The 17,824-nt window shown below is 71.0% G+C and carries 17 protein-coding genes; 10 read left to right on the top strand and 7 right to left on the bottom strand.

Annotated features, from left to right (window positions below):
* Positions 1–235 precede the first annotated feature (235 nt).
* Positions 236–916 (bottom strand): metal-dependent hydrolase, encoded by a 681-nt coding sequence (locus H565_RS0113525; RefSeq protein WP_027461510.1) that lies wholly within the window; start codon positions 914–916, stop codon positions 236–238.
* 176 nt (positions 917–1,092) lie between these two features.
* Here H565_RS0113525 and cdaA point away from each other — a divergent pair, with 176 nt between their 5' ends.
* The 8 genes from cdaA to phoU all read left to right on the top strand — a co-directional run bounded on the left by cdaA (position 1,093) and on the right by phoU (position 7,808).
* Complete coding sequence (gene cdaA, locus H565_RS15510) at positions 1,093–1,947, top strand: diadenylate cyclase CdaA (protein ID WP_051363633.1); 855 nt, start codon at positions 1,093–1,095, stop codon at positions 1,945–1,947.
* Positions 1,944–2,912 carry a CdaR family protein gene (locus tag H565_RS0113515; protein WP_027461509.1) on the top strand — a complete coding sequence of 323 codons (969 nt, stop codon included), beginning with the start codon at positions 1,944–1,946 and terminating at the stop codon, positions 2,910–2,912. Before cdaA ends, H565_RS0113515 begins: the two co-directional genes overlap by 4 nt.
* Positions 2,913–3,033: 121 nt before the next feature.
* A complete protein-coding gene (yqeK, locus tag H565_RS0113510) occupies positions 3,034–3,642 on the top strand; it encodes a bis(5'-nucleosyl)-tetraphosphatase (symmetrical) YqeK (protein WP_027461508.1) in 609 nt (202 codons plus the stop codon).
* Positions 3,639–4,973, top strand: a complete 1,335-nt coding sequence (locus H565_RS0113505; RefSeq protein ID WP_034409652.1) for an LCP family protein — start codon at positions 3,639–3,641, stop codon at positions 4,971–4,973. The genes yqeK and H565_RS0113505 overlap by 4 nt, the downstream gene beginning before the upstream one ends.
* A complete protein-coding gene (gene rsfS, locus H565_RS0113500; RefSeq protein WP_027461506.1) occupies positions 4,970–5,371 on the top strand; it encodes a ribosome silencing factor in 402 nt (133 codons plus the stop codon). The genes H565_RS0113505 and rsfS overlap by 4 nt, the downstream gene beginning before the upstream one ends.
* 69 nt (positions 5,372–5,440) lie before the next feature.
* Positions 5,441–6,130, top strand: a complete 690-nt coding sequence (locus H565_RS0113495) for a winged helix-turn-helix domain-containing protein (protein ID WP_027461505.1) — start codon at positions 5,441–5,443, stop codon at positions 6,128–6,130.
* On the top strand, positions 6,127–7,107 hold the full coding sequence (locus H565_RS0113490) for a sensor histidine kinase (protein WP_027461504.1): 981 nt from the start codon (positions 6,127–6,129) through the stop codon (positions 7,105–7,107). The genes H565_RS0113495 and H565_RS0113490 overlap by 4 nt, the downstream gene beginning before the upstream one ends.
* A 56-nt stretch (positions 7,108–7,163) precedes the next feature.
* Positions 7,164–7,808, top strand: coding sequence for a phosphate signaling complex protein PhoU (gene phoU / locus H565_RS0113485; RefSeq protein ID WP_027461503.1), 645 nt, complete (start codon positions 7,164–7,166; stop codon positions 7,806–7,808).
* Between the two features lie 12 nt (positions 7,809–7,820).
* On the opposite strand, the gene H565_RS0113480 is transcribed toward phoU, so the two are convergent.
* The 5 genes from H565_RS0113480 to H565_RS0113460 all read right to left on the bottom strand — a co-directional run bounded on the left by H565_RS0113480 (position 7,821) and on the right by H565_RS0113460 (position 15,016).
* The gene (locus H565_RS0113480; protein WP_027461502.1) at positions 7,821–9,635 is read right to left on the bottom strand and encodes an ABC transporter ATP-binding protein; all 1,815 of its coding nucleotides are present in this window, start codon (positions 9,633–9,635) and stop codon (positions 7,821–7,823) included.
* 109 nt (positions 9,636–9,744) lie between these two features.
* On the bottom strand, positions 9,745–11,544 hold the full coding sequence (locus H565_RS0113475) for an ABC transporter ATP-binding protein (protein ID WP_051363632.1): 1,800 nt from the start codon (positions 11,542–11,544) through the stop codon (positions 9,745–9,747).
* A 210-nt stretch (positions 11,545–11,754) separates the two neighbouring features.
* On the bottom strand, positions 11,755–13,323 hold the full coding sequence (locus H565_RS15505) for an alanine/glycine:cation symporter family protein (RefSeq protein WP_084542996.1): 1,569 nt from the start codon (positions 13,321–13,323) through the stop codon (positions 11,755–11,757).
* 34 nt (positions 13,324–13,357) lie between these two features.
* A complete protein-coding gene (locus H565_RS0113465; RefSeq protein WP_034409648.1) occupies positions 13,358–13,834 on the bottom strand; it encodes a peroxiredoxin in 477 nt (158 codons plus the stop codon).
* Positions 13,835–13,852: 18 nt separating this feature from the next.
* Complete coding sequence (locus tag H565_RS0113460) at positions 13,853–15,016, bottom strand: hypothetical protein (protein ID WP_051363631.1); 1,164 nt, start codon at positions 15,014–15,016, stop codon at positions 13,853–13,855.
* A 174-nt stretch (positions 15,017–15,190) separates the two neighbouring features.
* Between H565_RS0113460 and H565_RS0113455 the strand changes: the two genes are divergently transcribed.
* Both H565_RS0113455 and chrA read left to right on the top strand, forming a co-directional pair.
* Positions 15,191–16,285: an acyl-ACP desaturase gene (locus tag H565_RS0113455; RefSeq protein WP_027461498.1), complete on the top strand. Its 1,095-nt coding sequence runs from the start codon at positions 15,191–15,193 to the stop codon at positions 16,283–16,285.
* Positions 16,286–16,310: 25 nt separating this feature from the next.
* Positions 16,311–17,471, top strand: coding sequence for a chromate efflux transporter (gene chrA, locus H565_RS0113450; protein ID WP_027461497.1), 1,161 nt, complete (start codon positions 16,311–16,313; stop codon positions 17,469–17,471).
* On the opposite strand, the gene H565_RS0113445 is transcribed toward chrA, so the two are convergent.
* A complete protein-coding gene (locus tag H565_RS0113445) occupies positions 17,468–17,767 on the bottom strand; it encodes a YkgJ family cysteine cluster protein (protein WP_027461496.1) in 300 nt (99 codons plus the stop codon). The two genes, chrA and H565_RS0113445, sit on opposite strands and share 4 nt — an antisense overlap.
* Between the last annotated feature and the right edge of the window lie 57 nt (positions 17,768–17,824).

The raw sequence follows: 17,824 nt of genomic DNA, 5'->3' as shown, positions 1-17,824 counted from the left end.
GTTTCAATCCTCAGCCGTCCCGAAAGACGGCTGCAACGGGTCACCTCCTGAACGCGTCCAGGACGGCTTCCCGGAACCAGTTTGCGCGAACCCCCCCTGGGCTGTCCAGTCGCGGGGCCTCTGCGGGCGGGTCGGTTGTCATGAAACTCGTCCCAGAGGGACTTTTTCTTTTGCGCGAACCCCCCCAGGTTTTGATGGTCACGGGGGGTTCGCGCTGACGGAGTGTCAGAGCGGGTTACAGCTCGGTGGTATCGCCCGGCTTTAGCACCCGCACGTCGATGCCCTGCGCCCGGCCTGCCGCCGCGAAGACCTGCGGGTCGCCCGTGAGGGGCGGGAAGGTGCCGTAGTGCATGGGCACCGCCACGCGGGGGCGCAGCAGCTCCAGGCAGCGCGCGGCTTCCTCTGGCCCCATGGTGTAGTGGTCGCCGACCGGAAGGAGGGCGGCGTCAAGGCCCCGGTCCCCGATGAGGCACATGTCCGAAAAGAGGCAGGTGTCGCCCGCGTGATAGAGGCGCTGACCACCCATCTCGACGACCAGGCCCGTGGGCATTCCGCCGTAGGTGCCGTCGGGAAAGGAGGACGAGTGCCAGGCGGGGGTGAGAGAAACGCTGCCCCATTCGGCGCGGTAGGTGCCGCCGATGTTCATGCCGACGGCGTTGGTGGCTCCGTGCGCCGCCGCGTAGCCGCCGATTTCAGCGGTGCCAATAATGGGCACCCCGGCCCGCCCGAACTCCAGGGCGTCGCCCCAGTGGTCGCCGTGGGCGTGGCTAATCAGGACGGCGCTGAGGTTCCAGCCCAGGGCTTCTTCTAGGCTGACTGGGCACTGCGGGTTGCCTGTGAGGAAAGGGTCAAGGAGGACGCGGTGACCCGCGTGAGAGAGCAAGAAGGTGCTGTGCCCCAGAAAACGCAGTTCCATGCGGCAGTTTACCGCTGCAGCTTCTGGCGGTGGTTCCTGGCCGTAAGCCGCTGCCAGCGACCAGCCACCCGCCGCCCGCCGCAGAGACTCCGGCTCCCCTGGGGCGGCGTATCCCCGCGTATAGTGGGCGGCGTGCCGCAGGTCCCCGTGCGGGGCGGTTCGTTGGAGTGCCGCCCATGTCCCTGATTCCCGGCTCGCTGAGTGTGCGGGACGTGTTGGACGTGCTGCTGGTGGCCTTTTTGGTCTATCAGGGCTACCTGCTGGTGGTGGGTACCCGTGCGGTCAATGTGCTGCGGGGCATTGTGGTGTTTGCGGGGGTGTGGGCCGCCGCCGAGTTGTTGGGGCTGACCACCCTCAGTTACATCCTGGGGCGGGCGGGGACGGTGGGCCTCTTTGCGCTGGTGGTGCTGTTTCAGCCAGAGCTGCGGGCTGCGCTCGAGCGGGTGGGCCGCCCGCGGGGGCGCGAGATGGGGCCGAGCGGGGCCGCGCTGCAAGACCTGGCGCGGGCGCTGGAGCGGCTGGCCGAGCGCAAGACGGGTGCCCTGATTGCCATCGAGCGCCGCACCCCGCTGGGCGAGTATGCCGCGACCGGGGTGCAGCTTGACGCGCTCATCAGCGTGCCCTTTTTGGAGGCCCTCTTTGCCCGCAACGCGCCCCTGCATGACGGCGGGGTCATCGTGCAGGGGTCGCGGGTGGTGGCGGCGGGGTGCCTTTTTCCCCTCCAGTCCAGCGACGGGACCTATCGCCGCTACGGCACCCGGCACCGGGCGGCCATCGGCCTCTCGGAGGTGACGGACGCGGTGGTGTTGGTTGCCAGCGAGGAGCGCGGCAGCATGCGCATCGCGCTCGCGGGGCGGCTGGGGCCAGACCTCAACGGCACCGAGTTGCGCGAGCAGCTCCGGACGCTGCTGTATGACCGCCCCGCGCTGGGAGACTTCCCGTTTCCCCGGCGGGCGGGGGCAACCCCGGACATGCCGCCCCCGCCCGCCCAGCCGCCCGCCGGGGGCCAGGGGGAGGGCAAGAGGCCATGACCGGAAAGGCACCGCGCTGGAGTCCGCTGGGGTTGTGGCGGCGCTCGCTGCATAACCTGCTGCCCAAGCTGCTCGCGCTGGGGGTGGCGCTGACCCTGTGGTTCGTGGCAACCACCGACCGCCGCGCCAATGTCGAGCAAGGCTATGACGTGCCCGTCACCGTCAGCGACACCACCGCCGAGCGCGGGGCGGGCGAGCGGGCGGTGCGCGACCTCAATCCGCCCACCATCCGGGTGTACCTCAGCGGGCGGCCCGAACGCCTGCGCGAGCTGCGCGGCGACAGCATCGAGGCGGTCGTCGACGTCACCGGGGTGCCGGAGGGCAGCTTTACCCGCCCGGTCACCGTGCAGGCTCCCACCGGAACCACCCTTCAGCGGCAGGTGCCCGAACGGGTGCAGGGCTTTGTGGACACCCTGGTGACCCGCACCCTCAGCGTCACCCTCAGCGTGGCGACCCCGCCGGAAAACAGCTTGCCTCGCTATGAGGTGACCCCCACCGAGGCCACCGTCAGCGGGCCGGGCCGGGTGGTCGCGACCGTGCAGCGGGTCGTCAATGCGCCCGTCTCGCCCGGCCCCGGCGAGGCGCGGGAAGCGGCCCTCATCGCCCTGAACGACCGGGGCGAACCCGTCGCGGGCCTCACCCTGACCCCAACGAGCGTCACCGTGCGCCGGGTGGATACGGGCGAGGTCCCGGTCAAGACCCTGCCTGTGGTCCTCGCCGAGCCGCCCGCCGGCCTGCGGGTCACGGCCCTGAGCGTGCAACCCGCCGGGGTGCGGGTGGTGGCCGCGCCGGAGCTGCTGGCGCGCTTGCGGGAGGTGCCGGGAGAGGTGCCCTACCGGGTCGGCACCTACGTGGCCCCGGTCACCCTGCGGCTGCCCGCCGGGGCGCAGGCGCTGGAAGAAGTCCGGGTGCGCCTCAGCGTTCAGGAGGCCGCCCCCACGGGCGAGAGCGGGGCCACGCCCTAACCTCCCCCTGCTGGAATAAGCTTGGATAAAGATACACCCCCCACCGCGACCTTGCTTCCACATGACCGGAGTGGGGGGCGTATACTCCGCCCATGGTGTGGCGTCTGACCCACGCGGCCCTATGATCGCGGAACTCAAGCTTCCCCGGCATCCCCTCGCCGAGCTGGCGGGCTGGGACGAGCGGGTTCGGCTGATGGTGCGGCCCCGGCGCTACGAGCACGTGCTGCGGGTGGCCGAACTCGCCTGCCAGATTGCCTGCGCCAACGGGCTAGACGAGGCGCGGGCCTACGCTGCCGGGCTGCTGCATGACCTGGCCCGTGACCTGCCGGATACCGAACTGCTGCGCCTCGCGCCGCCAGAGTGCGACATTGACCTCGCCCATCCGCTGGCCCTGCACGGACGGGCCGCCCGTACCCTGCTGGAGCGCTGGGGCTACCCTGACCCGGTGGTGCTTGAAGCCGTCGAAGACCACACGACGGGGCCACGGGGTGGCAATCCGGTCTCGGCCTGCGTGTATATCGCTGACGTGTCCGAGCCGGGGCGCGGCGTGAATGCCGACATCCGTGAGCTGGCCCTGTGCGACCTGAACGCGGCCCTCACCCAGGCCATCGTCTCCAAAGTCACCTACCTTCAGGGCCGGGGCATTCAGGTGCATCCGCGCACCCTGCGGGCCTACCACGCGCTGCCGGAGGTCCGCCGCCCCGCCCACGACCTGCCCGGCGTCTCATGACCGAGTCTCCGCTCAGACCCGGCGTGCCGGGCAGCTTTCAGTTCGAGTTCGTGGCCCCAGCACCCGCGCCCCGTTCCCGGCGGGGGGTCCGGGCGGTGCAGTGGGGGGGCCTGACCCTGGCGGCGCTGTCGCTGGGCGGCCTGGCGCTGCTGGGCCAGCCAGGAGACGCCGCCGCCGGGGGGAGCAGCCCCCCGCAGTTCACCCTGCTGGTGGCCGGGCGCGACATCGTGTACTGCGCCCCCCGCACCCCCTGCGCCGACCAGGACCAGCGCACGGGCCTGCTGCAACCCCCCAACACTGACACCCTGATGGTCGTGAAGGTGGACGGCTCGGCGGTCAACGTGCTCAACATCCCCCGCGACACCAACGTTGGCCCCTTCAATCCGGAGCTGCGCTGGGCCGAGCAAAAGGTCAACAGCCGCTACTGGGCGGGAGGTCCAGCGGCGCTGGTGCAGGCCGTGGAGACCATCACGGGCGAGCGGATAGACGCCTACGTCATCGTGCGGACCGATTACGTGGCCCGCGTGATTGACGCGCTGGGCGGGCTGGACGTGACCGTCCCGGCGGGCGGCGTCGAGTGGGTGGACCGGGCGGCGGGCGTCGACCTGCGCCTTCCCCCCGGACCGCACCACCTGAATGGCGAACAAGCCGTGCTGTACCTGCGCGTGCGCAAGGGCGTGGGCGACGACTATGGCCGCATCGACCATCAAAAGCAGGCCCTCACCCAACTCGCCTCGCGCCTGACCTCCGCCCAGGGGCTGGCGGCCCTCCCCACCATCCTGGGCGGCATCGGCAACGGCGTCGAGACGGACGCCGACCCCACGCTCCTGACGACGCTGCTGCCCGAACTGCCAGAGCTGCGGCTGCGCTTTGCCACGCTGCCCACCACCCCGATTCCGGGCACCTCCAACCTCGCGGTGAACCCGGAAGCGCTCGCGCAGGTCTGGGGCGGGAATGCGGCGGCGGGGCGGGCAGCGGCCTCCTCCCCCGGCGACCTCGTGGACGTGACGGTTCGCATTCGGGACGCGAGCGGCGCGGACCTGGGCGGGCGGTTGGCCGGGGCGCTGCGCACGCTGGGTTACGCACGGGTGCAGGTGGAGGTGGTGCCCGCCAGCCGCGAGGCGAGCCAGGTCATCACCGGGCTGGAGGTCGCGGCGGCCTCGCAGCTTGCCGATACGCTGGGGTTGCCCCGACTTCAGGGCGAGCGTTTTCCCGTGGGGCCGGGCGAGGTGGGTATCCTGCTGGGCACGGACGCCCGGCAGAGCCTCGCGGCCCTGGGTGCCCTGCCGCCCGCCCCCGACGCCCCCCCATCCTCCCCGGAGACTCCATGACCCAACCCAACGACACCGACCTCCGCCGTCAACTGCGCGCCATCGTGGACGCGGCCCGCGAGCGCCGCGCCGAGGACGTGGTGGTGCTCGACCTCACCGAGGTCAGCAGCACCCTCGAATACTTCGTCATCTGCACGGCCACGGCGGGCCTCCAGCTCAATGCCGTGCAGGAAAACATCCGCGAAAAAGCGCAGGCTGCCGGGCTGCCGCGTCCCAGCGTGGAAGGCCCCAGCGAGCGCTGGCTGCTGCTCGCCTTTGGCGGCTCGGTCGTGGTGCATGTCATGACCAAAGATGCCCGCGAATACTATGACCTCGAAGGATTGTGGAGCGACGCCCGCGTCCTGTCCTTTCCGGAGGAGGGCGAGGAAGAAGGGCCGCGTACCGGAACAACCGCCTGACGGAGGTGGGCGGGCGGGCAGCCCCTTCCTGACACGCCCCTGACCGGCACTCCCCCACAATGAGGAACGATGAGCCACGTGGTCGTGATCGAGGATGAAAGCACCGTGCGCGACGTGGTGCGCTTTCATCTGGAGCGGGCGGGGCTGCGGGTCAGCGCCTTTGAAACAGTGCTTGCCGCAGAAGACGCCCTGGGCGGAGCTGACCTGCTGGTGCTGGATTGGATGCTGCCCGGTGAAAGCGGCCTGACCTTCCTGCGGCGGCTGCGTGCGGACCCGGCCCGGCGGCGGCTGCCGGTGCTGATGCTGACCGCCCGCGCCGCCGAGGCCGAGCGGGTTGAGGGCCTGGAGACGGGGGCCGACGACTATCTCACCAAGCCCTTTTCGGCAGCCGAGTTGGTGGCGCGGGTGCGGGCGCTGCTGCGGCGCTCGCGGCCCGACCATCCGCCCCAGCTCGCACACGGCCCCCTGGTGCTCGACCTGGCGGCTGCCGAAGCGCGGCTCTCTGGACAGAGCTTGCCCCTCACCCGGCGCGAGTTCGACCTGTTGGCTTTTTTGGCGACCCACACCGGGCGGGTGTACTCGCGGGCTGAGCTGCTCGACCGGGTGTGGGGGCCAGACTTCTTGGGCGGCGAGCGCACGGTTGACCAACATGTCACTCAGCTCCGGGCGCACCTGGGCGACGACCCGGCCCGCCCCCGCTTTCTGGAGACGGTGCGCGGCAAGGGCTACCGCATGCGCCCCTGGGCGGGAGAGGCATGACTGGTACCGCTGCCCCTCCTCTCCCCGACGCCTGGATAGACGCGCTGGGGCAGGCCGTGCTGCTGTTTGAACGGGCAGCGGAGGGCGGCCCCCCCGTCGTCCGGCGGGTGAACGCCGCCGCCGCCCGGCTGTGGGGGGTTCCCCAGGAGCGGGCTGCCGGACGCCCGCTCTTGGAGGTCGTGCGCCGTCACACCCTAGAAACCCTTGCCGAGCGCGGGGGCGAACTCGAACTGGAGATGGCGGGGCGCACCCTGCGCTGCGTGGCCACCCGTGCGGGCGGGGGGACACCGGGAGCGCTTATCGTGGAGGACGTGACCGAGCACCGCCGCCGTGAAGCCGAGCTGCGCGAGGCGGCAGCGGTGCTCTCGCACGAGTTCCGCACGCCGGTCGCCGGGCTACGCGGGGTGCTCGAAGCGCTGGAGTACGACCTCCCGCCCGAACTGGCCCGCAAGTTCGTGAGCCAGGGGTTGCAGGAGGTCGAACGCCTGGGCCGCCTGGTCGAAGACCTCGCCGTCGGCTTTCGGCCCACCCGCGCCCGCACCCTGCCGCTGGCGGAGGCCTTTGCGCGGGCCGGGCGGCTGCTGGCCCCGGAGGTCGCGGCGCGGGGGGCCACCCTCACCTTCGGCGACGATCACCTCGTCCGCGCCGACCCCGACAAGCTCTTGCAAGTGCTGCTCAACCTCGTCGAGAACGCGCTGCGCTACGGCCCGCCCGCCTCGGCGGTCGAGGTTGCCACGGCGGCGCGGGGCACCTGGGTGGAGGTCGCGGTCCTCGACCACGGTGCCCCCCTGGGCGAGACGAGCAGTCTCTTTCGCGCCCACACCCGCGGCCCCGGCGCGGGTGGCCAGGGCAGCGGCATGGGCCTGTATATCGTTCGGTCCATTGTGGAAGGCTGGGGCGGTCAGGTTTGGGCCGAACGCCGGGAGGGACGCAACGCCTTTTGCTTCACCCTGCCGGGCGGGGGGCACCGTGACTAGGTGTAGGCCGACCCCTTCCCGCCACTTTTCTCCCCTTTCCCCTCCAAGGAGTCTCCATGCGTGAAGCCCTCGACAACGACCTCCGCCACGTCCTGAATAGCGCCCTGAACATGCTGGGCACCGTCGAGCGCATGCTCCCCATCGCCGGGGAGGTGCTGCTGCAAGCCCGCCCCGAACGGCTGGAGGAGGTCCGCGCCATTGACCGCGAGGTCGACGCGCTGGAGGCAGAAATCGAAGCCGAGTGCCTGCGGATTATCGCCCTGCACCAGCCCGTCGCCCGTGACCTGCGGCTGGTGGCCCTGATTCTCAAGAGCCTTTCCGACATCGAGCGCATGGGCGACTACGCCGTGCACATCGCCGAGGACGGCGCTGAACTCGCCCAGCAGCCCGCGCTGAAGCGCTACGTCAACCTCGCCCGAATGCTGGAGCGCCTCTCGGAAATGAGCCAGAATCTCCGCACCGCGATTGCCGACCGCGACGTGTCCCGCGCCGAGGCCACCCTGCGGATGGACGATGAGGTCGACGAGCTGTACGAGCAGACCCAGCGCGAACTCGTGACCTATATGCTCGAAGACCCCCGCAATATCTCCAAGGCCCTGACCCTGATGCGGGTGGGCCGCAGCCTGGAGCGCATCGGGGACCACATGGAGAACGTGGCCGAGCGGGTGAGGTACTGGGTGACCGGGCAGCGGGAGGGGTAGAGAGCGGGGCACCTACCCCTTTCCCCCCTCCTCCGCCCACAGCGCCCGCATTTCTGGGCTGCGCGAGAGCAGGTCATCCAGCGTGCCCTCGTCCGTCAGGCGGCCCTCCTCCAGCAGCAGGATGCGGTCGGCCCGCGTCAGGGCGGCGCGGCGGTGCGAGACGACGAGGCAGGTCGCGTCCGTCTCGCGGAAGAGGCCGTCCCACAGCTCGGCTTCGGTGCGGGCGTCAAGCGCACTGGACACGTCGTCGAAGACCAGCAGGTCGGCGGGCGCGGCGAGCATCCGGGCGACCGCCGCCCGCTGCATCTGCCCACCGGAGAGCTTGACCCCGCGTGCTCCGACCGGGGTGTCGAGTCCCTGCGGAAGCTGCGCGAGGTCGGGTTCCAGCACGGCGAGCCGCACGGCGCGGCCTAGGCGTGCGGGGTCGCCCCCACTGAGGACATTCTCGCGCAGGGTGTCCGAAAAGAGGTGGGGAAGCTGCGCCGTATACGCGCTGCGGGGCGGCACAAAGAAGGTGGCGGGGTCGGCGACCTCCTCCCCGTTCCAGAGGACGCGCCCGCCCTGGCTCGGCATCAGCCCCAGCAGCGCCCGCAGCAGGGTGGTCTTGCCGCTGCCGATGCGCCCGGTGACGACCACGAACTCGCCCCGGCGCAGGGTGAAACTCACGTCGGTGACCCCGAAGCTGCCAGGGTGATGGGCGGTGAGGCCTTCTACCCGCAGTTCCTCCAGCGGGCGGGCGGGGGCGGGCAGCTCCGGCGCGGGGGGGTCCTCGCGCAGGTAGACGGGCTGGTGCGCGACCACGGTGTCTTCCGGCGCGTCTTGGAGGAGGCGGGTCATGCGGTCGTAGCTCACCCCGGTGCGGCGGTGCCGGGCGATGGCGTCCCCAAAAAAGCCCATGCTCCCGGTCAGGCGCGGCAACAGGCCGATAAAGAGCACGAAGTCGGCCACGGTCATCGTGCCCCCGCGCACCCCATTGGCCCCCAGCAGCAGCACCAGCCCCACGGCGAGGTTGACCATGTTGACATTGACCCCCCGAATCAGCTCGGTCAGGAGAACGTCGCGCAGGGCCGCGTGCCGCCGCGTCTCGCCCAGCCGGGCAAAGTGGGCAATCATGGGGTCCTCGCGGGCCGCGAGCTTGACCGCCGAGATGGCCCCGAAGGTCTCCCCGATAAAGTCGGTCACGCGAGCGGTCGCCTCGCGCATGCGGCGGCGGTAGGCCCGAATGCGGGGCGAGAGACGGCCCACGAACAGAATCATCAGCGCGAGCGGCGTGCACACCAGCGCCGTCATCACCGGGTCCACCCGTGCCATCAGCACGACCGCGAGCAGGCAGTACAGGGCGATGCCCAGGCTGTCGAGCCAGACTTCGGTGTATCCGGCGACATCTTCCACGTCGTCGCGGAAGCGGCTGACCGCCTCGGCGGGGGTGTCGGGGAGGCGGCGCGAGCCGGGCGCGGTCAGCAGGTACCCCAGCATGTTGCGCCGCACCAGCGCGTCCAGGGTGTACCACAGCTCGATAAACACCCGGAACGCCCCGTAAAACGCTCCGAAGCGCCCCAGCCGGACCAGCGCAAACCCCCCCAACATCGCCCACGCCGCCGCGAGGAGAGAAGCTGACCCCGGTTCTCCGGCCCGGCGCAGGGCGTCGGCATCCTCCAACCGCCCGAAGAGGGCGCTCACCGCCAGCGTGAGCAGGGCGGGTGACACGTGAACCAGACCCCACAGGCACAGGTTCAGGGCAAAGAGGCCAGGTCGGTACGCGAAGAGCCGCCGCGAGAGCGCGAGGGTGCGGGAGGGAGGGGTGGCGGCGGGGGTGCTGGGGGTCATGGGAGGCTCCGGGAAGGGCGCGGGGCTTGTCGCTCGTCGCTTGTGGAGGCAAAAGCAGAGGGCGGAAGCTCTGGCTTATCGACAGGCGACATGCCACCGGCCATCCGCCTCACGCCAGCACCCCCCCGCCCTCCGCGAGCGCCCCCGCCCGCAGGAGCGCCGCGTAGTGGCTCCCCCCATCGGCGGCGAGGAGGGCGCGGGGGCCGTCTTCCACGACCTGGCCCGCGTCCAGCACCACAATCCGGTCGGCGCGGGCCACGGTGTCGAGGCGGTGGGCAATCACGATGGCGGTGCGGCCCGCGAGCAGACGGGTCATGGCGCGGGTGAGCTGGACCTCGGTCGCGGGGTCGAGGCGGCTGCTGGGTTCGTCGAGGATGACGACGGCGGGGTCACGCAGCATCACCCGCGCAAAGGCGAGCAGTTGCGCCTGCCCCGCGCTGAGGCTCCCGGTGGGCAGCGGCGTTCGCACGCCGTCGGGGAGCCGCGAGAGCCACTCGCTCAGCCCGACCTCGCGCAGCGCGGCCTCCACCACCTCGTCGGGCAGGGCGGGGTCAAAGAAAGTCAGGTTGTCGCGCACGCTGGCCTGAAAGAGCTGCACGTCCTGGGTCACGACCGCAACCCGCGAGCGCAAGCTCTCTAGCCGCAGGTCGCGGGTGTCTAAGCCGCCCAGCCGCACCTGTCCCTCGGTGGGGTCGTAGAGGCGCGAGACCAGCCGGGTCAGGGTGGTTTTGCCGCTCCCGGTGCGGCCCAGCAGCCCCAGCGTCTGCCTGGCGGGGAGGTGGAAGGACACGCCCTGCAAGACGGCGGGGGCCGCAGGGTCCTGGGGGTCGTAGCGGAAGGTCACGTTCTCGAAGCGCAGGTCGAGCGGACCGCTCGGCAACTCGCGCTCGCCCTGAGGCAGCCCGGAGCGCAGGGCGAGCAGCTCGGAGATGCGGCCCAGGCTGGCCCCGGCCTTTTGCAGGTCCTGAAGCTGCTGGGTGAGCTGGTCAATGGGTTCTTCGACCATGCTCATGTACTGGTAGAGCAAGAAGGCGGTGCCCAGCGTGATCGCCCCCGCCGCGTAGAGGCCGATGGCCGAGGCCAGGATGCCCACGTAGCCCACCGCGAACAGCACCATGCTCAGCCACCACACCACGCTGCGCCGCTGCCAGGAGTGGGTGGCCCGCCGGAAAAAGTCGCCCTGCACCCGCAGAAAGCCGCGCAGGTGGTGTCCGCCCGCCCCCAGCGAGCGCACGTCCTCCAGCCCGGCGAGGCGCTCTTCGATATAGCCGAACAGCCGGGCGCTGCCCTCGCGCTCCAGCCGGGTGGGTTCCACGCCCAGCTTGCGGACCCGGTTCATCGCCCAGAGGGTGAAGAGCACGAAGGCGGTCACGCCCAGCCCCACCCGCACGTCGGTGAGGTAGAACATCACGACCGCGCCCGTGAGCAGCAGCGCCGCCCCGAACACCCGCACCGCGAACTGCGAGAAGAAGTTGCTCAGGGCCGTGACGTCGCCGTCGATGCGCTCGATCATCTCGCCGGGGGTGCGTTCCTTATGCTCGCGCATGTCGAGCGAGAGCAGGTGCCGCAGCAGGTCGACCCGCAGGCGGTTGGTGGCCGCCCAGCCCACCCGCGCCCCCAGGTAGGTGGCCCCCGCGTTCAGCAGTTGCACCCCCACCGCCAGCGCGAGGTAGAAGCCGGCGAGCCGCAGCAGCCGCCCCACATCGGCGTCTGCGCCCAGCCGCACCGTGTCCACGAAGCGGGCGAGCAGTTGCGGCAGCGCGAGGCTCAGGCCCGTGGCCGACAGCAGCAGCGCCGCCAGCCCCGCCACCTGCCATTTCAGCGGCCCCAGGTAGCCCCGCAGCACGGCGAGCGAGCCGCCGCGCCGGGGGGAGCGAGCAGGAGGGGGAGAGGCGGGCGCGTCCGGCATGGCCTCAGGCTAGGGCGGGCCGGGGGGCCGGGGCATCCGCCGCATGGCGCAGTCACAGAGGTGCAGTGGCGGGAGGGCTGGTGAGGGACGTCCCGGCTCCCCCTGCGCCGCGGTCATTCAGGGCAGTGCTGTCGCCCGGCGGTCGCGTTGAAGACGCAAAAACCCCCCCCCGGTGGACGAGGTGGGGGTGAGCATGGGCGCGGCCCTGGATTACTGAGGTTCAGGCTGTCCCGCCGGGTACTTGGGAATGTGCCCGGCAGCGAGGTCGCGGCGGTACGCGGCCAGCTCGCGACGCACGACCGGGGCGAGCAGGTACAGGCCGATGATGTTGGGAATGCTCATCGCAAAGAGCATGCTGTCACTGAAGTCGATCACCGGGCCGAGGCTCATCGCCGCGCCAATCACGGTAAAGACGAGGAAAAGGAGCCGGAAGCCCAGCTTGAGCCGGGGCGACTCGCCGAAGAGGTAGGTCACCGCCTTGGTGCCGTAGTAGGAGTAGCTCAGCAGGGTGCTGAAGGCGAAGAGAATCACGGCGACGGTGAGGACCCACGGAAACCACGGCAGCGCGGTCGCGAAGGCCGCCGAGGTCAGCGCTGAGCCGCTCTGGCCCGGCAGGGTATAGACGCCCGACACGATGATGACGAGTGCGGTCATCGTGCAGATGACCACGGTGTCGAGGAAGGGTTCAAGCAGGGCGACGAAGCCCTCGGTGACCGGGCGGTCGGTCTTCACGGCGCTGTGGGCGATGGCCGCCGTGCCGATGCCCGCCTCGTTGGAAAAGGTGGCCCGCCGGAACCCCTGGATGAGGGCACCCAGCGCCCCGCCCGCCACCCCTTCCGGCGAAAAGGCTCCGTCCCAGATGGCGGCCAGAGCACCCGGAATCGCCCCCGCGTTGGCCCCCAGCACGACCAGGCTGGCCCCGACGTACACGGCGGCCATCAGCGGCACCAGCCGCGAAGTGACCCGCGCGATGTTGCGGATGCCCCCGATGATGACGGTTCCGGCGAGCACGGCCATCAGCAGCCCGAAGGCCCAGCCGTAGCCGGAGAGTGGACTTTCGGCCCCGCCCGTCACCGCCACAAGCTGCGCGAAGGCCTGGTTGCTCTGGAACATGTTGCCGCCCCCCACCGCCCCGCCCACGCAGCACACGGCGAAGATGCCGGCGAGCACCCGCCCCAGCCCCGGCTGCCCGCGCTCGGCGAGGCCCTGACGGAGGTAGTGCATCGGCCCGCCGGAGACGGTGCCGTCGGGGTTGCGGCGGCGGTACTTCACGCCCAGGGTGCATTCCACGAACTTGGTGGTCATGCCCAGCAGCCCGGCCAGAATCATCCACAGGGTCGCCCCCGGCCCGCCGAGGCTGATGGCGACCGCCACCCCCGCGATGTTGCCCAGCCCCACCGTGCCGCTCACGGCGGTGGCGAGCGCCTGAAAGTGGGTGACCTGCCCATCACTCTCCGGGCGGGTGGACGTGTAGCGCCCACGCACGAGCTGCACCCCGTGCCAGAAGCCGCGCAGGTTGATGAATCCGAAGCGCAGGGTAAAGACTATCCCCGCCGCAATCAGCCACAGCACGATGAGGGGCAGCGACGTCTCCCCCACCGGCACGCTGGTAAAAATGATGCCGCTCACGAAGTCGCTGACGGGCTGCACCGCCGCGCTGATGCGTTCGTCGAGGCTGGGCGGCTCTGGAGCGAGCGGCGCAGCAGCCTGCGCCCCAGCCCAGGCTGCGGTCAGGGCAGCGCCGAGGGCCGCCGCCCACCGGAAGTGAGAGGGTTGCATCTGCTCACCGTACCAGCTCGCCAGAGCACTCGGTTCAACCCGCGCCCAGCTCGCGCAGGCGGGCGAGCACCACTTCGGGCCGCAGGATGTACTCCCCGGTGCCTGCCTCGACGTGCTCGAAGCGCACCACACCTTCCTTGTCAATCAGGAAGACCGCCCGCCCGCTCACCCCGCGCTCGTCTATCGCCACCCCGTACTGCCGGGCCACCTCCAGTGTCATATCCGCGAGGAGGGGCACCTCGATGCCGTACTCGGCGGCCCAGGCCTTGTGGGCATACACGCTGTCACGGTTGACCCCCAGCACCACGGCCCCCGCCTCCGCGAACTCGTCTTGAAGGCCAGAGTATTCGGGCAGTTGCATGGAGCACACCGGACTGAAATCGAGCGGATAGAAGACCAGCACGACGTGCTGCTGCCCCCGGTAGGAACCCAGGGTCACGGCCTGCCCCAACGTCGAGGGCAGGGTGAAGTCGGGCGCGGGCTGACCGACGAGGCTTTGGCGAGAGGTCATGCCCAGAGTGTAGGCGGGTCAGAACCCCCAGCGCTCCAACTGCACCCGGTACACCCCACCCACGTCCTCCCGCCAGGCGAGCACCGCCTTGCCCGACGCATCCAGGGCCAGCGAGGGCGAGCGGGCGTCCCGCCGGGGGTCGCGGTTGAGCGGCCCTCGTATCCGCCAGTCCTGCCCGGTCCACCCCGCCGCGTAGACCCGGCCCACCCCGCCCCCTTCCTCCACCCAGGCCACTACGGGCCGCCCCGCCCGGTCCAGGACCAGCGCCGGGGCTGAGGCCGTGCGGGTGCCCAGCCGCCCGCCCAGCGCTTGCCAGCCCTGACCCGTCCAGCGCGAGACGTACAGGGCGTCCTCGCCGCCCGCGTCCTCCAGCCAGGCGACGACCGGGCGCTCTGCCGAGTCCAGCGCCAACCGGGTGGCGGCGACGTAGCTGCGCGGGCGGCGGTTGAGGCTGCCGCCGAGCGCCTCCCAGCGCTCTCCGGTCCAGCGTTTGACGAACACGTCGCTCGTCAGCACGTCCCCCTGAAGCCAGGCCACCGTCGCCCGCCCCGCGCGGTCGAGGGCCAGGGCGGGGGTACGGGCGAAGACCAGGCCATTGTTGAAGGGTTCGCTGCGGGTCCAGGTTCGCGCCGCCGGGTCCCAGGTCCGCAGGGTCAGGCGGCTGCCGTAGGGGGTGCGCAACGTCTCGCCCCAGGCCAGCACGGGTTCGCCCTCCCATGCGGCGACCGCCCGCGTCCGGGCCGCGTAGGGCAGGTCGTCGCCCAGATAGCGGGTGCGCCAGTCGGTCCAGGTCCCCTCCCGGTAGGCCCGGAAAACCACCACGTCGTTGTCGCCGTAGTTCTCGTTCCAGACCAGCACCGGGGTCCCGGCGGGGTCCAGCGCGAGGTTGAGATCGGAAAGCGGGCGCGGCTGGTCGTAGTTCAGGACGCCGCCCAGCGCCTCCCAGGTGACTCCCTGCCCCCGCCAGACCCGCAGGTGCCGCCCGGTGAAGGTGCCCCGCCCGCTGCTGAAGCGCCCGGCGTCGGTCATCACCGCGAGGACCAGCCGTCCATCCGGGCCAGCGGCGAGGGCCAGTTCGCGCACCGGACCGGACGCAGCCAGGGCGGGGGGTGGGGCCAGGGTGGGCACCGGGGCGGAGGCACCGCCCAGGAGCGTGGCGAGGACGGTCAGGGTCAGAACCATGGGGCCTCCTTCCCACGCCGGGCGAGGGCCGGGACCGGTCGAGGCTCAAGTTAAACCGCGTCCCAGTTCGCCCCTCCGTCAGGTGGGGGACCGTAGCCTAACAGGGTAAGGTCCCCCACCCCTACCCCTCCGGCGGATTGCCGCACGCACGCCGCCTCACAAGGAGTTTTCCCGATGGCCGACATCCTTCCCCCCAACATGCTCAACGAGCGCCCGCGCACCCCAGCAGGGCTGCTCAGCAACCAGGAAAAAGACCGCCTGATTGAGCGCGGCTTTCTGGGCCTCTACCGCTGGTACACCGCCCGCAGCCAGGAGACGCGCAACTGGAACCCCGACCGCTCCTTCGAGTGGCTCAAGCTGCGCCAGGACCTGCCGCCGGAAATCATCACCGTCATCCAGGGCTTCTTCGCGGTCGAGCAGTACGCCCCCGACTTCACCAGCCAGCTCGTGAACCTGGTGCGGCGCTCGCATGGCCGCAGCCATTTCCAACTTAGGTGGGGCAGCGAGGAAGAGAAGCACGCCGACGCTTGGGAAAACGCCGTGCTCTTCAGCGGGCAGCGCAGCCCGGCGTGGATTGCCGAGTACAAGGAGCGCCTGCGCTCGCAGACCTGGGAGCTGCCCTTTCCCGACGCCATCCACAACCTCGTGTACACCGTGTTTCAGGAGCGGGCCACCCAGCTCAACTACCTGAACCTGATGAAAATCGCCCAGGGCAAGAGCGAGAAACCGCAGTACGCGGGCTTTTCCGACCCCGTGCTCGCCAAGGTCGCCCAGACCATCGCGGTCGACGAGGCCGCGCACTACAACTTCTTCCTCGAAGGCGTGCGGATGTACCTCTACTACTACCCCGAACGCACCCTGGACGCCATCAAGAACGTCATCGGGCAGTTTTCCATGCCCGCCTCGGCGCTGGTGCCCGACTGGCAGGAGTTCGCCGAGACGGTTTACCGCGCCGGAATCTACGGCCCGCGCGACTTCCAACGCGACGTGATGCAGGTAGCCTTTCGCAACCTCGGCATCGAGAGCCGCAAGGCGCTGGAAGAAGGCATCAGGAAGACCCGCGAGGTGCCCGATTTCGAGGGCAAGAACGCGAAGACCACCGCTATCTTCGACACCTTCGACTACGGCCAGATTGAGGGCGACGTCCGGCGCTTGCACGTCAAGATTCAGGACTACGAGAAGGAAATCGGCTTCGACCGCTTCGACCCCACCGAATTCGTGGAGAACCCCGAAGTGCCCCAGAAAGAAGGGCAAGCCGCCGACGACTGACCCCCCCACGTAAGCTGACCTCCAGATGCGAGCGCTGGAGGTCTTTCTCGTCTTTCTGCGGCTGGGGCTGACCAGTTTCGGGGGGCCAGTCGCGCACCTGGGCTACTTCCGGGGCGAGGTCGTGGAGCGCCGGGGCTGGCTGACCGAGCGGGCCTACGCCGACCTCGTGGCGCTCGCGCAGTTCCTGCCGGGTCCGGCGAGCAGTCAGGTCGGGATGGCGCTGGGGCTGCTGCGGGCGGGCGGATGGGGCCTGCTCGCGGCGTGGCTGGGCTTCACCCTGCCGAGTGCGGGGCTGATGGTGGCTTTTGCGCTGGGGGCAGCCCGCTTCGGGGGCGAGGCGGAGGCCGGGTGGCTGACCGGGCTGAAGGTCGCGGCGGTGGCGGTCGTCGCGCAAGCCGTCGCGGGGATGTGGGGCAGCCTGGTCGGAGGGGACCGGGGGCGGGCGGCGCTCGCGCTGGGGGTCGCGGCCCTGCTGGTGGTATGGCCCGCCGCCGGGATGCAGGTCGCGGCCCTGGGGGTCTGTGCGCTCGTAGGCTGGCGCTTTCTGCCCGCAGCGGGGGCGGAAGCGGCGTTGCCCCCGGTGCCCGTTTCGCGGCAGGTGGGGGCGGGGCTGCTCGCCCTGTGCGGGGGCTTGCTGCTGGCGCTGCCGCTGCTGGGGGCGCTGGGGCCGGGGTGGGCGCTCTTCGGGACGACCTTCCGGGCGGGAGCGCTCGTGTTTGGGGGCGGGCACGTGGTCCTGCCGCTGCTGGAGGCGGGGTTCGTGCCGGAGTTCGTCACGCCGTCCACCTTCCTCGCCGGGTACGGGGCGGCGAACGCGGTGCCGGGGCCGCTCTTTACCTTCGCCACCTACCTCGGCGCGGCGCAGACGGCCCTGCCCGCGTGGGTGGGAGCCAGCGTCGCCACACTGGGCATCTTCCTGTCGGGCCTGCTGCTACTGGTGGGGACCCTCCCCTTCTGGGCGGCCCTCTCGGCCCGGCCCGCCGCCCGCTCGGCGCTGGCGGGGCTGAACGCGGGCGTGGTGGGCCTGCTGCTCGCCGCCCTGTACCACCCCGTCTTCACGGCGGGCATCGGGGGACCGCGTCATCTCGCCCTCGCGCTGCTCGCCTACGCCGCCCTCACCGCCGGGCGCTGGCCCGCGTGGGCGGTGGTGGGGGCGTGCGCGGCCCTGGGAGCGGGGCTGTTCTAGAGCCGAGCCTCCCCCTCCAGCCCGTAAATCTCCAGGAATCGCCGCACCCGCGCCTCCAGCGTGGGCAGGGGCGCAACCTCCCCGCATACCCAGTCGGGCTGGTAGCCCCGGCACACGGCGGGCCGGGCGGCATACACCGCGCACAGGCAGTCGGGCCGCAGGTGGACGCACGGCACCCCCAGCGGCTTGCGCAGGGCGTGGATATCCGGGGCCGAGCAGCAGGCCCCACACGCCGTGCACTCACGCACGAGGGGCGAGCGCGGGGCGAAATCGGGGGGCGGGGTGAAGGGGTCCATGGGGGAAGCGGTCCCGCCGAGGCTAGCGCGTGCCCTTGCTACGGCGGGGTTTAGCCC

The sequence above is a fragment of the Deinococcus murrayi DSM 11303 genome (assembly GCF_000482805.1).
GTDB lineage: Bacteria > Deinococcota > Deinococci > Deinococcales > Deinococcaceae > Deinococcus > Deinococcus murrayi.
Note: the sequence above shows the minus strand (reverse complement) of the source record. Positions and strands in the feature narration are given on the sequence as shown.

What these genes read in the sequence shown, in the direction of transcription:
- H565_RS0113525 (WP_027461510.1), bottom strand. Translation starts at nt 916, where the DNA reads ATGGAACTGCGTTTTCTGGGGCACAGCACCTTCTTGCTCTCTCACGCG.
- cdaA (WP_051363633.1), top strand. Translation starts at nt 1,093, where the DNA reads ATGTCCCTGATTCCCGGCTCGCTGAGTGTGCGGGACGTGTTGGACGTG.
- H565_RS0113515 (WP_027461509.1), top strand. Translation starts at nt 1,944, where the DNA reads ATGACCGGAAAGGCACCGCGCTGGAGTCCGCTGGGGTTGTGGCGGCGC.
- yqeK (WP_027461508.1), top strand. Translation starts at nt 3,034, where the DNA reads ATGATCGCGGAACTCAAGCTTCCCCGGCATCCCCTCGCCGAGCTGGCG.
- H565_RS0113505 (WP_034409652.1), top strand. Translation starts at nt 3,639, where the DNA reads ATGACCGAGTCTCCGCTCAGACCCGGCGTGCCGGGCAGCTTTCAGTTC.
- rsfS (WP_027461506.1), top strand. Translation starts at nt 4,970, where the DNA reads ATGACCCAACCCAACGACACCGACCTCCGCCGTCAACTGCGCGCCATC.
- H565_RS0113495 (WP_027461505.1), top strand. Translation starts at nt 5,441, where the DNA reads ATGAGCCACGTGGTCGTGATCGAGGATGAAAGCACCGTGCGCGACGTG.
- H565_RS0113490 (WP_027461504.1), top strand. Translation starts at nt 6,127, where the DNA reads ATGACTGGTACCGCTGCCCCTCCTCTCCCCGACGCCTGGATAGACGCG.
- phoU (WP_027461503.1), top strand. Translation starts at nt 7,164, where the DNA reads ATGCGTGAAGCCCTCGACAACGACCTCCGCCACGTCCTGAATAGCGCC.
- H565_RS0113480 (WP_027461502.1), bottom strand. Translation starts at nt 9,635, where the DNA reads ATGACCCCCAGCACCCCCGCCGCCACCCCTCCCTCCCGCACCCTCGCG.
- H565_RS0113475 (WP_051363632.1), bottom strand. Translation starts at nt 11,544, where the DNA reads ATGCCGGACGCGCCCGCCTCTCCCCCTCCTGCTCGCTCCCCCCGGCGC.
- H565_RS15505 (WP_084542996.1), bottom strand. Translation starts at nt 13,323, where the DNA reads ATGCAACCCTCTCACTTCCGGTGGGCGGCGGCCCTCGGCGCTGCCCTG.
- H565_RS0113465 (WP_034409648.1), bottom strand. Translation starts at nt 13,834, where the DNA reads ATGACCTCTCGCCAAAGCCTCGTCGGTCAGCCCGCGCCCGACTTCACC.
- H565_RS0113460 (WP_051363631.1), bottom strand. Translation starts at nt 15,016, where the DNA reads ATGGTTCTGACCCTGACCGTCCTCGCCACGCTCCTGGGCGGTGCCTCC.
- H565_RS0113455 (WP_027461498.1), top strand. Translation starts at nt 15,191, where the DNA reads ATGGCCGACATCCTTCCCCCCAACATGCTCAACGAGCGCCCGCGCACC.
- chrA (WP_027461497.1), top strand. Translation starts at nt 16,311, where the DNA reads ATGCGAGCGCTGGAGGTCTTTCTCGTCTTTCTGCGGCTGGGGCTGACC.
- H565_RS0113445 (WP_027461496.1), bottom strand. Translation starts at nt 17,767, where the DNA reads ATGGACCCCTTCACCCCGCCCCCCGATTTCGCCCCGCGCTCGCCCCTC.